The following is a 14,942-nucleotide window of genomic DNA, read 5'->3' as shown; positions in this document are numbered from 1 at the left end:
CTTGATCCACTATCTTAAGGGGGAAAACATAATGAATAAGAAACGCTCGGCAGTTGCACTTTCGGCAGTAATGGCTATGAGTTTAGCATTAACAGCATGTGGTGGAGGCAATAACGCATCTAGTAACTCACAAAATGGAAGCGCTGGCACGGATAAAGGCCAAGTAAAAACGGTTAAAATCTTTCAGTTCAAAACTGAAATCGTTGAAGGTCTGAATGAGCTCAAGGTTGAATTTGAAAAAGAATACCCTAACATCAAGCTGGATATCCAAACCGTTGGTGGTGGTGCCGATTACGCAGCAGCACTGAAGACGAAGTTTGCTTCCGGCGACGCACCTGACATTTTCTCCAATGGTGGATATGCTGAAATGGAGCTTTGGGGAGATAAGATGGAGGATATGTCCGACCAACCTTGGGTGAAAGATCTGATTCCTATGGCTGCAGAGCCAATGACTAAAGACGGTAAAGTATACGGTATGCCAATGAACCTTGAAGGTATTGGATTTGTATATAACAAAGACCTGTTTGAAAAAGCAGGCATCACTGAAACTCCAAAAACATTGTCACAACTAGAAGAAGCGGCTAAGAAACTACAAGCCATTGACGTAACTCCTTTTGGTAATGCATATCAAGAATGGTGGCTCCTTGGTAACCAAGGCATTAGCGTAGCATTTGCACAACAAGACGATGTAAATGGCTTCATTAAGAGCTTGAATGAGGGTACGGGTACAATCGTAGGTAACAAAGTGTTTGAAGATTGGAGCAACTTGCTCAACCTGACTTTGAAATACGGACAAAAAAATCCTTTGACCACAGATGCTAACACTCACTTGGCTATGTTTGCTAAAGGTGAAATCGCAATGATGCAAGAAGGGAACTGGGCACAAACACTTGTAGATAACATCACACCTGATATGAACATCGGGATGTTCCCAATGCCAATCAATGAAGATGCTGAGAAAAACGATAAAATGACTGTAGGTATTCCTGCTAACCTTGTTGTAAACAAAGATTCCGGATCTAAAGAAGAAGCTAAAACCTTCTTGAACTGGTTGGTAACTTCTGATATGGGTAAAGAGTATATCGTTAAAAAATGGAAATTCATTCCTGCTTTATCCACAATCGAAGCTACTCCTGAAGATATCGGTAAGCTTGGATCTGACGTATGGAATTATGTAAAAGAAGACAAGGTGTATGGTTTGCAATCTTCTAAATTCCCTGATGGTGTAACCCAAGAATTTGCTAGTGTTATTCAACAGATGATTGCTGGCAAAGTGGATGTGAACGGCTGGATGACTGGCATGCAAGCAGCTTGGGACAAGCTTAAGAAATAAGGAAAGCTCGTTCATAAAAAAGATTAAAATGGACAAGTAGTTCACAAAGGCGTTCTCCGTATACCTCATCAATATGAGACGGGGAGCGCCTTTTATCTTAGCTAGGGGAGAGGGCGCCGATGAAACGATTTGATCCTATTCAGATGGGTGTGGACTATTACCCGGAACATTGGGAAGAATCCATGTGGGAACCGGATATCAGTTTAATGAAGGAAACAGGTGTTAAGGTAGTTCGAGTCGCCGAGTTTGCATGGAGCCGGTTAGAGCCTACGGAGGGGAATTACCAGTTCGGGTGGCTGGATCGCGCGCTGGATCTTTTTCATAAATATGAACTGCAAGTTGTGATCGGTACGCCGACTGCTACACCTCCTAGATGGTTAACTACGAAATTTCCGGACGTGCTGCCAGTGTTTGCGAACGGAGATATATTCCACCCAGGGGTACGCGGACATCGCTGTTATAACAGTGCATCTTTACGTGAATACGGAAGCCGTATTACCCAGCGTCTTGCTGAGCACTATAGTGAACACCCGGCCGTTATAGGCTGGCAGACTGACAATGAATTTGGTATGTTAGATTGTCATTGTGACGCTTGCAATATAGCGTTTCGCACTTGGGTAAAAGCCAAATATGGCAGCCTTGATCGGGTGAATGTAGAGTGGGGAACGGTTGTGTGGAGTGGAGAATACAGCGATTGGAATGAGCTTACGGTTCCACTGGGCGGATCGCCACATCAGAATCCATCGTTTCTGCTAGATTATCAGCGGTTTCAGTGGGATTCGGTGGTAGCATTCCAGAAGACGCAGATTGATATTTTGCGGTCTGTTTGTCCGCATCATTTTATCACTCATAACTTTCACAGCTATCCGCAGCGTCTGGATATGTACGCAGTCGGTGCTGATCTGGATATCGCTGCATTTGACTATTATCCGAATACTTCTCGGGCCAAGCAAGCGACAACACCATATAGCGGAGCACTTTCGTTAGACGTAACCCGAGGGATTAAACGTCAAAACTTCTGGATCATGGAGCAGCTAAGCGGCTCACCAGGTTGTTGGATGCCGATGTGGAGAACGCCGTATCCTGGGATGCTTCGTGCTTATGCGTGGCAGACGATAGCCAGAGGTGCGGATACTGTCGTTCATTTCCGTTGGCGTAGTGCAGCCGCAGGTGCAGAGCAATTCTGGCATGGACTGATTGATCACAGTAATGTCCCAGGACGCAGATTTGCAGAGTTCACTCAGCTATGCCATGAAGTGAATACACTTGGGGAAAGGCTGACTGGAACGACATTAAAGCATGAAGTGGCGATTCTACATTCTCATGAAGAGAAAGCCGCACTGGATATTCAGCCTCAAGCTGAGGGATTTGATTATTATGAGAATATTAAGCAGATCCATCGTGCAGTGACAAAGCTTGGCTTGGGCTGCGATGTGATTGACCTCAGACAACCACTGGATGGATATAAAGTAGTGATCGCACCAAATTTATACTTGCTGGATGAGGAGATCGTACGTAGTTTGGAGGATTTTGCACTAGCTGGCGGCACCTTGCTCATTACCAACCGAAGTGGCGTGAAAACTACAAATAACATCGCAGTCATGCAGCCACTGCCGGGACTACTGAGCTATTGCACAGGGATTGAAGTACTGGAGTATGATCCGATTGGTGCTGAAACCCATAAGGTTGTTGATGCTGAGGGGAACCAATATGAATGCACGCAGTGGTGCGACATCCTGAGACCAGTTGTGGCGTGGCCGATTGCTTGGTATAGCGATGATTTCTATAGTGGAACACCGGCTGTAACCGTTAATGCTTTTGGGAAGGGTCAGGTTTATTATTTTGGAACGCATATGGAAGAGCGCTTCTGGTCAGTGTTGTTGGAGCGCCTTTCTAAACAGCAGGGGCTGTTTAGATTTGAGGGACTGCCGGATGGAGTACAGGCCTCTGTGCGTTCGGGAGATCAAGGCAGCTTCTTATTCTTGCTTAACTTGAGCCGGGAGTCTGTGACAGTCACCTTGCCACAAGAGTATAGCAGTCTGCTCGATCACTCGATTTGTTCAGGAGAGCTGCAGCTTGAGCCATATGGTGTAGAAATTCTGGAGATGTGAAAGGATTCTTAGTAACCGTTGATGGGGAGGGCGTTCTTATCTCCTTCGACCTATGATTGAATCCTTTGGGATTGTGAATTCTATTGCACTCTGTGCAATAGAATTCCTTTTTGGGTGGGGGAATTTGAGATCTGTTGCACATTGTGCAATCAGATTGGTGGAAAGCCTCCATTTTAATGGATTTCACAAGATTCTAATGCACGAAGTACAACAGAACGCTCGAAATGAGATGGAAAAGTGCATTCTAATGTATGAAGTGCAATTGAATGTGCTCCTTGGGTCGGAGGAGCTGTCGAGGCAAGTTAGTTGGTGCGGTGCAGCATGTTACGCTGGAGTGGTAGGCGAGTGGAATGGTGCAGAATGTTACGCTGGGGCAAATGGCGAGTTGGTGCGGTGCGGAATAGCTGCACTTTCTACACTTATTTAAAGTTCTCGGGCTATGAAATGGATTTAGTTGTATTTAGTGCAGCTATAATGCGAAGTATCGCGGTTCTCAGCCAAATGCTGAGAATATAACTGCACAGAATACACTTATATGGATATTTTGTGCTGAACAGGCTGATTTAAGTGTACAAAATGCAGTTACTGAGACACACATGCCATACTAATGAGATCCACACAGCGATGAGCTCTGTCATAAGCAACCTTATGTAGCATTTCACTACGCAGGAGGCGATTAAGCTGTACACCTTAGAGTATTAGTGAAGTCGTCTAAACTGCTCCGGTGTAGTCCCTGACTGTTTGCGAAAGGTGGCAACATAATGGCTAACATCACGGAAGCCTACTCTCTGCGAGATGATTTTTACAGTAAGATCCGGCTGGCTTACGAGCATTTCTTTGCTTTTACGGATACGTAGCCGTACGAAATAGGCATAAGGAGATAGCCCAAAGGTCTGTATGAATAGATTGTTGAGATATCGCCCTGAGACGCCGAGCTGATCGGCTAGATCGTTAAGTCCGAGATCAGGATCACCATAATGGCTGTCCATCCATTTCAGTAGCGGCTGCAGCTTATCTACATTGCGGGATATTGTTGTGTTGTTATGTAGTTGCCCATATTTGCTTAAAGTAAGCAGAAAGCGATAAGCATCTGTGGAGGCAGTCAGACCAAACATGTCCTGTGAGGCATCATACTGATCAAGTATTTCTCTTAGCAGCTTGGAGAGAGGCGCCTCTTTTTCCCAGCGGTAAAAAGAATTCATATTCATCCCCAGCGTCTCCAAAATAGAACCTGCAGAGCTGCCTCCGAACGTTAGATAAGAGGTGCTCCAGTTAGCAGCAGAAGCTTCATAGCGATGTGGAGTATAGGGGAGAAGTAATACACCACTGCCTGCGGGGAGGGAGAAGCTTTCATTCTCCAAATGAATCACCCCTTCACCAGACGCCGTTTGGAGCCAATGATAGGTTTCGTAGCCATCTAAGCGAGATACTTTTTCCTGTTGATGATTGTGACCGATGCTGTCTAATGTGATAGGTAGATGCTGTCCACCCTCATGGGGGAACACAATTCTACGATGCACGATTCCCTTCAATGAATCCATCTCCTCTTAGTTCCATATTCTTATATGACGGGAAGATTATTTTATATTTATAGCGTCAAATTAACCGATTACAATATATATATAATTATACAATAAAGGATGTGCGAAGTGTGATTAACGATAAATTACCTAAGATTTGGTACGGTGGAGATTACAATCCAGAGCAATGGGATGCGCCTGTATGGGCAGAGGATGAGCGTATGTTTAAGCTGGCAGGAATTGATGTTGCCACAATTAATGTATTTTCCTGGGCGCTGATTCAACCTTCCGAAGACACTTATGATTTCTCATCACTAGATGAATTAATGGATAGACTATATAAAAATGGTACTTACGTATGTCTGGCAACAGGTACAGGAGCGCACCCAGCTTGGATGGCTCATCGTTATCCTGAAGTTACTCGTGTTGATGTGAAGGGTAGAAAACGCAAGTTCGGTGGACGTCATAACTCGAATCCAAACAGTCCGGTTTACCGCAAGTTTGCAGCGAAGCTGGCAGGAAAGCTGGCTGAACGTTATAAGGATCATCCGGCGCTGGTAGCTTGGCACGTTTCGAATGAGTTCAGTAACTACGATTATTCTGATTTATCTGAAGCGGCGTTCCGTGTCTGGTTAAAGGATCGTTACGGCTCTCTGGATGCATTAAACAAAGCGTGGAATACACGTTTTTGGGGACATACGTTTTATGATTGGGAAGAAATTGTACTGCCTAGTGAGCTAAGTGAAGAATGGGATGGTAACCGTACCAACTTCCAAGGCATTTCCTTAGACTTCCGTAGATTTATGTCGCATAGCTTGCTGGAATGCTACAAAATTGAGAGTGATGCGATTAAGGAGCACAGTCCTAACGTACCTGTTACCACTAACTTGATGGGCTTTTATGATGAACTGGACTATTTTGAGTGGGCTAAACATATGGACGTCATTTCTTGGGACAACTATCCTTCACTCGATACACCAGTCAGCTTCACGGCCATGGCGCATGATCTCATGCGTGGATTGAAGAATGGACAACCTTTCATGCTGATGGAGCAAACGCCAAGCCAGCAGAACTGGCAACCCTATAACTCTCTGAAACGTCCAGGGGTTATGCGCTTATGGAGTTATCAGGCTGTTGCGCGTGGTGCAGACACTGTTCTGTTCTTCCAACTGCGTCGTTCAATTGGTGCATGTGAGAAGTATCATGGAGCTGTTATTGAGCATGTAGGACATGAACACACGCGTGTATTCCGTGAATGTGCTGAGCTAGGAAAAGAGCTTGGCCAACTTGGAGATCAGCTATTGGATGCGCGTAGTGCAGCTAAAGTAGGGATTATCTATGACTGGGAAAACCGCTGGGCTATCAACCTTTCAAGCGGACCGTCCGTAGCTTTGGATTATGTGAATGAGATTCATAAATATTATGATGCACTCTACCAACAAAATATCGAAGCCGATATGATCGGTGTAGAAGAGAATCTGTTCAAATATGAGATTGTTATCGCACCTGTGATGTATATGGTTAAGCCGGGTTTTGCTGAGAAGGTTGAAGCTTTTGTAAAAGCAGGCGGAACATTCATTACGACTTATTTCAGCGGGATTGTTAATGAGAACGACCTCGTAACCGTTGGTGGCTACCCTGGGGAACTGCGCAACGTACTAGGGATCTGGGCTGAGGAAATTGATGCACTGCTGCCAGGGATGAGCAATGAGATTGTGATGGACAAGGCATGGGGCAATTTGAGTGGTTCTTACAAATGTGATCTGCTCTGCGATCTGATTCATGCCGAAGGTGCTGAGGTTTTGGCAGAGTACGGATCTGATTTCTATAAAGGAATGCCAGCCTTGACGGTGAATAACTTTGGTGAAGGTAAAGCGTATTACGTGGCTACCAGCCCAGAAGCGGGATTCTTGAAAGGATTCTTAGCCAATCTATGTGCTGACAAGAACATTCAGCCGCTAGTAACTGCACCGGAAGGTATCGAATCTGTGCAACGTGTGAAGGAAGGCGCATCCTACCTATTCTTGCTGAACCACACCACTGGTGATTTGAGTGCGGATATTGGTGCTACTGAGCGTACGGATCTTCTGACTGGCAATAAGGTTAGCGGTTCTGCTGTTGTGCCAGCCCGTGGAGTATTGATTTTGTCGGATAAGAACTAATTCGTAGTATATATAAAAAGATCTCGGGGAACCAGCTTGTCCCCGGAGATCTTTTTTTGTTATGCAGCATTTCATTAGCTGCTGCTGCTCGTGCTGTCATCTGGAGTAGCTCCACCCGGATTGCCATTACTTAATGTAATGCTCTCCGCCACGGTGGAATCTGATTTAAATGTGTATTGGATAATATCATCCGCCTTCAGTTCTGCTAAGGTGATCGCATTTTCTTGACGCGTGCCATTGTCGAAGGTAACCGCTACGATTTTAGTATCCGCATCAATCGTAATGTCTGTGGTTTCATCGGAGAAGCTTTGCTGCATTCTACCTCCCTGTGGCCCGCCGCCTTGTCCGCCACCTTCCGGCATTTCCCCTTGTGGCTTCCCACCCTCGGGCGCAGCGCCGTTTCCTGTATTTTGATCGCCATCAGGTTTTTCCGGTGGGGTACCGCCTTGACTGTTCTGCCCGTCCCCTTCTCCAGCACCTTGTCGGGGCATAGACATGTCCGATTTATAGAGGGTAAGGGTAGTATCGCTTACACTCTTAATCTTACCGAAATTCATGGACATATTGGGTCTGCCATTTTGTTGATTGCCGTTTGCTTGTGGTTGTTTGGCTGCTGAACCCCTGTCTGCTTGGTTATTTGCAGCAGCTGTTCCTTCGGCCTCCGAATTCGCGCTGCAGCCAGCCAATAATAGAGAAGCGAGTAGGCCTCCAGATATTAGAATAGGGACGAACTTTCTCATTTTTTATTCCTCCTTAGTAGGTTAAAGATAGATTAGGAGAAATATAACAAACAGTTCTGAAAGTTTGCTTAATTTCCGGTGAGAGTTTGCCTAAAGAAATGAAATATGCAAATGTTATATAATGAACAAATATGTGGAGCTTTATAGCCCACTAGGTTGCACTTTGTACAATAGATTCTCCTGAAATGAGGGGGGATAAGAATTCTATTGCACTTTGTACACTTAAAGAAGAGAAAAGCACCTATTTTAACGGATTTCTCCGAAATCTATTGCACGAAGTACAATGGAATGATTTTATAGGAGCCAAAGGTAGCATTCTGTTGCACAATCTGCAATGAGACGACCAGGAAAGAGGCAGCACATGAAGACTTTACTAGTAACGGGGTATCGTGCGCACGAGCTCGGTATTTTTGACAATAAGCATCTAGGGATTCCTTATATCAAAAAGGCACTAGCTAACCGATTAAAACCTTTGATCGAAGAAGGCGTGGAATGGGTGATTACGCCCGGCCAGTATGGTGTGGATCTGTGGGCATGCGAAGTGGTAAGCGAACTTAAGCTGCAATATCCGGACTTAAAGCTTGGGATCATTACAGCGCATACCGGACAGGAAGAGAAGTGGAAAGAAGAGAAGCAGAACGAGTATCGGCGTATTATTGCGGGTGCGGATTTCTTCGGGGCGGTCAGTAATGCCCCTTATGACGGTAGTTGGCAGTTTCGGGCCAGAGATGATCTGCTGTTCCGCAAAAGTGACGGAATACTGCTCTTTTATGATGAGGATGCGGCGGAGGGGAGTCCGAAGTTTTTTAAAGAGCGGGCGTTGAAGCTGCATGCTGAAGGGGAATATGAGTTGTTTCTAATTCACTCCGATGAAATTCAGAATATTGCCGATGAAGAGAATCAACGTGACTACGAGTAAGTATATGTAGATTTTGGAAAAGTAAAGGCCCGTAAACAGTGAATGCAACATCACCGTTTATGGGCCTTTTAATATAAGAAGAGATTAGATAAAACTCTTTAGCGAGGGTGCTTTTCGCACCTTGTAATTTTGTTCATAAGCATAGGCGAGCTTGATGAGTGTGGGCTCTTGATAAGCTTTCGCAGAGAAAGTCACACCGAAAGGGGCGCCGGCTGATGTATAACCGGAAGGCACAACGATAGACGGATATCCCGCTCTGGAGGTAATTCTGGCGCCGAAATCGGCGGGGAACAGCAGGGCATCCAGATTGTATTCCTTCATAGTAGCGTCGATTCCATCTTCCTTGCACAGCTTCAGGTCAGTCACGCGGTGTCGTAAATACTTGGATTCGGTTTGTGTGCCGGAAGAGGTATATTCCGCATCTATTAATGTAGCTTGACCATATCTCAAAGTCTCCACAGGATGCGCATGGTTAAAATCGATAATATCCTTTAAGGTTCGCATTGGTGCGCCAGGTCCCAATTGAGATAAATAAGCGTTCAGTGCTGTTTTGAATTCGTTCAAGACTACCGAAGAATAACTAATTTCCCGAGCGGTCTTTATATCCGCAGGATCAATGATGGTCGCTCCGAGCTCTCTCATCCTGTCTACGGAAGCGTTGAATAGTGCAAGTTGTTCTTCTGTTAGCTCCTCGAAATAATAATCACGCGGGATACCTATTCGGGCACCTTGCAAGCCGTTCTCGTCGAGGAATACAGTGTAATCCTCATGGATTTTACCTATATTCGTTCCCATGGCGGCATCATGATTATCGTTGCCCAGCATGGCATTTAGCAGCAGGACCGCATCACGAACCGTTCTGGCCATAGGGCCAGCAGTGTCCTGCGTGTTGGAGAGCGGAAGAATTCCCGAACGACTGAGCAGTCCAACGGTTGGCTTAATGCCAATAATAGAGCCCAAATTGCCGGGGTTAAGGATCGATCCGGAGGTTTCTGTACCGACAGAGACTGTACAGAAGTTACAGGCTACAGCAACCGCTGATCCACTACTGGAGCCGCCAGTTGGTGTAGATATATTGTAGGGGTTAAGGACTTGCCCGCCACGGGAGCTGTAACCGGAGGGCATGCCGGTGGTCATAAAATTGGCGAATTCGGTCATATTGGCTTTACCCATAATAATCGCTCCGGCTTCACGCAGTTTGGTAACGATGAACGCATCTTTCCCGGCAAAAGAATTCGCCAAAGCCAGCGAACCCGCACTAGTATGCATTTTGTCCCCAGTATTGATGTTATCCTTCAATAACACAGGGATGCCATGCAGAGGACCTCGGGAGCCTTTGATCGCACGTTCCACATCCAGAGATTCTGCGATAAACAATGCATCCGGATTGATCTCTAGCACAGAGTTAATCGTTAAGCCATTTTTGTCATGATCAGCTATGCGTTCATAATACATGAGAACTAGTTGTTTTGACGTGATTTCTCCGGATTCTAATGCAGCTTGGATCTCGGGTACAGTGGCTTCTACGAGTTCGAAACTCATGTGCGTTCACGCTTCTTTCCCTATAGGATATAGCTTCTCCTTCATCTAACCATAATTTGGGTTTGATGGGTAGTGTTATATTGAGGCGTGAGATAAATAGATTTTTATTCAAAGAGCTTTCATGCTCCCAATTGAAAAGAGGTGCCCGAATCGCCAGATAAAATGGCCTTTGGACACCTCTTTTTATTTTTTGATAAGAGTCATTATTACCCCTGTGCTGTAAATCCCTCTTCCGCTAAATATTCTTTAGCTTCCTCAAGGGTCTCAAAGGCCATTTCTAGATTAAGGTCGGCATAGACATACCATAAATCATCCTCAAGTTTTAGAGTCAGCGTATGGCCCTCATCATTAGTCCAGAATGAGTCGGCTGCTGCCGCAGCCTTTTTCTTTCTTTTGCTGGCTACAGGGGCATCCGGAATGTAAATAGACAGTGAGGTGATGGTGGCATCCAGCAGACTCCGCAGCTCGGATTCCGAGTAGTCGCGAATGTTCACAAGGCCCTTATCATCTGCCTCATAGCCCCGCAATAAGCCTGCGAACACATAACCATTCCCATTAGGATGCAGATGGTAAGCAACGGTTTTCTTATCATGCTGGCTTTCCTCGTAGTGATAGTTCACGCGCCCAAGGGATACGTTTTTACGTTCCAATTGGGGGTAAGAGTCGAGAATCGCTAATTTTTGTTCAAAAGTAAGCATATACAGCCTCCGGTTTTCGGTGTGATTGTGCACATGATTATACCATGACGATGGCCCGCAGACTATTTTTTAGTGATCAAGCGGCAGAGTCAGCACGAAGGTACAGCCTTCCTCGGAGTGCTCCTCAAGCACAAGGCTCCCGTTCATGGCTTCTGCCAGCAGACGGCTGAAGGTTAAGCCGAGTCCCAGACCACGTAGTGTGCTTTGTTTGTCGCTACCTCGGAAAAAAGCCTCGAAGACATACTCACTATGATTTGATGAGATGCCCAGCCCGTTATCCTGAATACGAATCTCCGCCATGTCATGACCTTGCTGTTCAAGCACCTCTACTGTAAGCTGTACCATTCGGTCTGGGGCCTTGGCTTGTACACTGTTATTAAGTAAATTGACGATGATTTGTTGGATACGTAGCGGGTCCCCACACAAAAATAAGGGAGTTCTTGGCATATGGAGCACAGGCTCCGCAACTTCATACGCTTGTGTCAGCTTCCATTGATACACGATTTCGGATAACAGTGGTACGGCATCCAGTCGATCGTGACGGACTGAAACGATTCCTGCAGTCAGTGCGTTGTAATCCAGAAGATCGGCAACCATCCGTTGCAATCGTCCAGCTTCCTGCAAAGCAATATCTAGAAATTCCACAGCTTCATCGTCTTCGACAACCCCTTCACGAACGGCATGGATTAGGCCTTTAATAGAGGTTACTGGTGTCTTTAGTTCATGGGATACACCGGCTAACATAACCGCACGGGACTGCTCAAATTGTTGTAACTTGCCTGCCATCTCTTCAAAAGACAACATCAGTTCATGGATTTCCCGTTCTTTGGCGTCCTTATCCAGAACGATATCATAACGGCCATGGCTGATTTGAGCGGCTGCTTTGGCTACCTTCTGGATCGGTTTTGCCAGTTTACGAGACAAGAGGTAAATGGTTAGCCAACTTAATATAATTAGAAATAGCAACAGAATGGAGAAAAAAATGATCTCCTCCTGCGGAATATGCCTCAGCGATTTCTTGGATTGAAGCACAATCACCTGTCCCAGCGTTTCCCCATCCGATTTTATGGGCGCTACTGCAGCTTTGAACTCCGGACTGCGAGAGTCGTCAAGGCTATCATTAAGTTTATGCCTCATCTCATCTTCAGTTAGAGGCGGCATTGAGAACAGCATCTGATCTTGCTGATCTGTAATGATTACACACATTTCTACGGTTAACTTGAAGAATCGTTTTCGGTCTTCAATGAGCCTTCCAAGATTTTGGCTGATCTCTATTGAACCCTCACGATTTACGCTCCGGTCGGCAATCTCCTGTGCTAATAATCCAGTAGTCTGCATCCGGTTACTCATAGCTTCTTGTTGGATCCACCAGAACGTCGTTAGTGCAGTTAGCAGGAGACCAACACTAATGATGAGCAGGTAACGAATCGTCCAATAGGAGAGAATCGAAGTACGTTTGGGGCTGCTCTTCTTTAGGTTGTCCATAATTGATATCCTGTCCCTCTCAGGGTACGGATTTCCCCCTCATCTACTGGCCAATGCGACAGCGCTTGGCGAAGTCTTTTGATAGACAAGTCCACGGCTCTGTCACTTCCTTCGTAATCCATCTCCCAGACATGTTCTATTAATTGCTCGCGGGTACAGATTTGATTAGGTCTTTCAGCCAGAAATAACATGACCGACATATCACGTGGACTAAGACTCAGCTCAACTCCGTTTAAAAATACAGCTCGTGCAGTAAAGTCGATAAACAAACTGCCATAATGCCGTTTGCGGCTGCCATCGGACCACTGCGAAGGACGGCGTAACACAGCATTCACGCGTGCCACCACTTCCTCAGGAATAAAGGGCTTAGACATATAATCATCCGCACCACCGTCGAGTCCGGCTAGTCGGTCATGGATCCCGTCCCTTGCGGTGAGCATGATTACGGGACAGCTGCTTTTTTCACGAATCAGCTTTAGCAGTTCAAAGCCGTCCATGTTTGGCAGCATGATGTCGAGTAATACTAATGAGGGAGGTGTTATAGCAAAAGACTCCAGTGCAGCGTGTCCGTCGGCTACACGGGTGACATGGAAGCCTGCTTTTTTCAGATAGGCACTGAGGACCCTGGAGATAGCTTCCTCATCTTCAACAATTAGAATGGATCTCATCCTGTGGTGGTCCTCCAATCTATAAAATTACGACAAGTTTAACACATCATTGCTCGCTCTGCTCTGACTTCTTCCCGACATATTGCTTTGTTAGAATGAGGGACGAGCTTGAAAATATACAGAATATTTTGAATATTGGAGGGAACAGGATGAAGAGAAAAAGAATAGCCTTGATCGCGGCCGGAGTCATCATCGTAGGAGTAGTCACAGGCTATACATTGCTGGATAAATCGCTGGGCAATAATGTACAGATCGAGTCCGTGATTCCAGGGCAAGCCACAACAGCCGGTAATGGAGAAAGCACGGCTAACACTGGAGCACCAGTAGGTATGGCAGTCACAGCCGATCAATTAAACGGTGATTGGACGGTTACGGATGCTTCTAAGGTATATTGGTCAGTAACCACCTCTAAAGAAACAGTAAACTTCGTGGATAACAAAGTTCAAGGTACCTGGAAAGTTAATATAGAAGATACTACTTCGATGGTTGGAGAAGGGACAGTAGATATGAGCGCTCTGGACTCTGGCAATGGTCAAAGAGATGAGCATGTAAAAGGGGAAGACTTTCTAGCCGTTACGGAATTTCCACAATCTACGTTTGTCGTGAAATCATTCTCGGAGCTGCCAACGGAATGGACCGAAGGAGCAACTGTACCGGTTGAAATGCAAGGAACGCTTACAGTGAAGGGTGTGGATAAGGACGTTACTTTCCAGTCTCAAGCAGCGTACAGTGGTGGACAGCTGATGCTGTCGGGTACAGCGACAGTGGCCTTTTCTGATTTTGGCTTAAGCAATCCGCACACCGTTGTGCTGGATACGGAGAACAATCTTGAGGTTCGACTAGAGCTTGTGCTGAAGAAATAGCAGCAGTCTTTCCTTAAGGAAGATGTTGCAGTGAATTTATAGAGCAACTGTACGGAAGAGACTTTCCCGGGCCTAATAGCTTTTGGGAGAGTCTCTTTGGTTTGGAATGAAATGTATGTTTTAATAGAAGTATCTGTCTAATAAATAGCAATAAAGGAGGTGTTCCTTGTGATCCAGGTGGCGGCAGCGATTATACATAATGAAGAAGGACAGATTCTTATTGCTCGGCGCAGGCAAGGTAAATCTCAGGCAGGTCTTTGGGAATTTCCTGGCGGCAAAATAGAGCAGGATGAAAGCATCGCAGATTGTCTGCAAAGAGAGCTTCAGGAGGAGATGGGGATAATAATCCTTCCCTATGAAAGCTTTGGCGTGAACGAGCACAACTATGGAAGTGTCGAGATCAGACTGTTTGCTTGGAAAGCCCGATATCTGGGAGGTGTAATTGAACTTGTCGATCACGATGAATATAGGTGGGTGTTTCCAACTGCACTCGGTCCGTTCACGTTTGCTCCTGCAGATATTCCTTTTGTAGAACGGCTAATGGTGGGGTCAGATCAAGTGTGAAGTCAGTCTGAACATCAAGTAGAAAGGAAGAACATAAGTGCCCGTATATGAAAAGCTAGTGCGTGACGGAATCCCCAACCTGATAGCTTCTCAAGGTAAAGACTTTAAAACAAGGATATTAGATTCCAAAGAATACATAACTGAACTACGTAAGAAATTGAAAGAAGAGTCGGAGGAGTATTTTCGGGCAGTGAGTAATGAAGAAGCGCTAGAGGAGCTTGCTGACATGCTGGAAGTAATTCAAGCGCTGGCGGAGCTTCGTGCTGAGAAAGCTGAACGTCGTGGCGGATTTAAGGAGCAGATATTTTTGATTGATGTGGAAAGAGAATAACTAGAG

Annotated in this window: 14 protein-coding genes; 8 read left to right on the top strand and 6 right to left on the bottom strand. The window is 45.7% G+C overall.

Annotated features, from left to right (window positions below):
* Positions 1-31 precede the first annotated feature (31 nt).
* From CA598_RS03905 to CA598_RS03895, 3 genes are all read left to right on the top strand, one after another.
* On the top strand, positions 32-1,333 hold the full coding sequence (locus CA598_RS03905; protein WP_094875468.1) for an ABC transporter substrate-binding protein: 1,302 nt from the start codon (positions 32-34) through the stop codon (positions 1,331-1,333).
* 119 nt (positions 1,334-1,452) lie between these two features.
* Complete coding sequence (locus CA598_RS03900; RefSeq protein ID WP_094875467.1) at positions 1,453-3,444, top strand: beta-galactosidase; 1,992 nt, start codon at positions 1,453-1,455, stop codon at positions 3,442-3,444.
* A gap of 124 nt (positions 3,445-3,568) precedes the next feature.
* Positions 3,569-3,871 (top strand): hypothetical protein, encoded by a 303-nt coding sequence (locus CA598_RS03895; RefSeq protein WP_143812381.1) that lies wholly within the window; start codon positions 3,569-3,571, stop codon positions 3,869-3,871.
* 271 nt (positions 3,872-4,142) lie between these two features.
* Here CA598_RS03895 and CA598_RS03890 read toward each other — a convergent pair whose 3' ends face one another.
* The gene (locus CA598_RS03890; RefSeq protein ID WP_256990341.1) at positions 4,143-4,976 is read right to left on the bottom strand and encodes an AraC family transcriptional regulator; all 834 of its coding nucleotides are present in this window, start codon (positions 4,974-4,976) and stop codon (positions 4,143-4,145) included.
* Between the two features lie 119 nt (positions 4,977-5,095).
* Between CA598_RS03890 and CA598_RS03885 the strand changes: the two genes are divergently transcribed.
* Complete coding sequence (locus tag CA598_RS03885) at positions 5,096-7,126, top strand: beta-galactosidase (protein WP_094875463.1); 2,031 nt, start codon at positions 5,096-5,098, stop codon at positions 7,124-7,126.
* A gap of 74 nt (positions 7,127-7,200) precedes the next feature.
* On the opposite strand, the gene CA598_RS03880 is transcribed toward CA598_RS03885, so the two are convergent.
* Positions 7,201-7,866 carry a hypothetical protein gene (locus CA598_RS03880; protein ID WP_094875462.1) on the bottom strand — a complete coding sequence of 222 codons (666 nt, stop codon included), beginning with the start codon at positions 7,864-7,866 and terminating at the stop codon, positions 7,201-7,203.
* A 361-nt stretch (positions 7,867-8,227) separates the two neighbouring features.
* Between CA598_RS03880 and CA598_RS03875 the strand changes: the two genes are divergently transcribed.
* Entirely contained in the window at positions 8,228-8,785 is a 558-nt protein-coding gene (locus CA598_RS03875; protein WP_042185074.1) for an SLOG family protein, read from the top strand.
* Between the two features lie 84 nt (positions 8,786-8,869).
* On the opposite strand, the gene CA598_RS03870 is transcribed toward CA598_RS03875, so the two are convergent.
* The 4 genes from CA598_RS03870 to CA598_RS03855 all read right to left on the bottom strand — a co-directional run bounded on the left by CA598_RS03870 (position 8,870) and on the right by CA598_RS03855 (position 13,178).
* Complete coding sequence (locus CA598_RS03870; RefSeq protein WP_094875461.1) at positions 8,870-10,327, bottom strand: amidase family protein; 1,458 nt, start codon at positions 10,325-10,327, stop codon at positions 8,870-8,872.
* Positions 10,328-10,533: 206 nt separating this feature from the next.
* A complete protein-coding gene (locus CA598_RS03865; protein ID WP_094870784.1) occupies positions 10,534-11,025 on the bottom strand; it encodes a hypothetical protein in 492 nt (163 codons plus the stop codon).
* A 69-nt stretch (positions 11,026-11,094) separates the two neighbouring features.
* Positions 11,095-12,510, bottom strand: coding sequence for a HAMP domain-containing sensor histidine kinase (locus CA598_RS03860; protein WP_094875460.1), 1,416 nt, complete (start codon positions 12,508-12,510; stop codon positions 11,095-11,097).
* Positions 12,498-13,178 (bottom strand): response regulator transcription factor, encoded by a 681-nt coding sequence (locus CA598_RS03855; protein WP_094870787.1) that lies wholly within the window; start codon positions 13,176-13,178, stop codon positions 12,498-12,500. The genes CA598_RS03860 and CA598_RS03855 overlap by 13 nt, the downstream gene beginning before the upstream one ends.
* Before the next feature lie 149 nt (positions 13,179-13,327).
* Between CA598_RS03855 and CA598_RS03850 the strand changes: the two genes are divergently transcribed.
* The 3 genes from CA598_RS03850 to CA598_RS03840 all read left to right on the top strand — a co-directional run bounded on the left by CA598_RS03850 (position 13,328) and on the right by CA598_RS03840 (position 14,936).
* The gene (locus CA598_RS03850) at positions 13,328-14,041 is read left to right on the top strand and encodes a YceI family protein (RefSeq protein ID WP_094875459.1); all 714 of its coding nucleotides are present in this window, start codon (positions 13,328-13,330) and stop codon (positions 14,039-14,041) included.
* A gap of 168 nt (positions 14,042-14,209) precedes the next feature.
* On the top strand, positions 14,210-14,605 hold the full coding sequence (gene mutT, locus CA598_RS03845; RefSeq protein ID WP_094870789.1) for an 8-oxo-dGTP diphosphatase MutT: 396 nt from the start codon (positions 14,210-14,212) through the stop codon (positions 14,603-14,605).
* Positions 14,606-14,642: 37 nt separating this feature from the next.
* A complete protein-coding gene (locus CA598_RS03840; RefSeq protein ID WP_094875458.1) occupies positions 14,643-14,936 on the top strand; it encodes a nucleoside triphosphate pyrophosphohydrolase in 294 nt (97 codons plus the stop codon).
* The last annotated feature ends 6 nt before the right edge of the window (positions 14,937-14,942 follow it).

Origin of the sequence: Paenibacillus sp. VTT E-133291 (assembly GCF_002264395.1) — a bacterium.
GTDB classification, from domain to species: Bacteria; Bacillota; Bacilli; order Paenibacillales; family Paenibacillaceae; genus Paenibacillus_AQ; species Paenibacillus_AQ nitricinens.
This window is presented reverse-complemented; position numbering and strand designations above follow the sequence as displayed.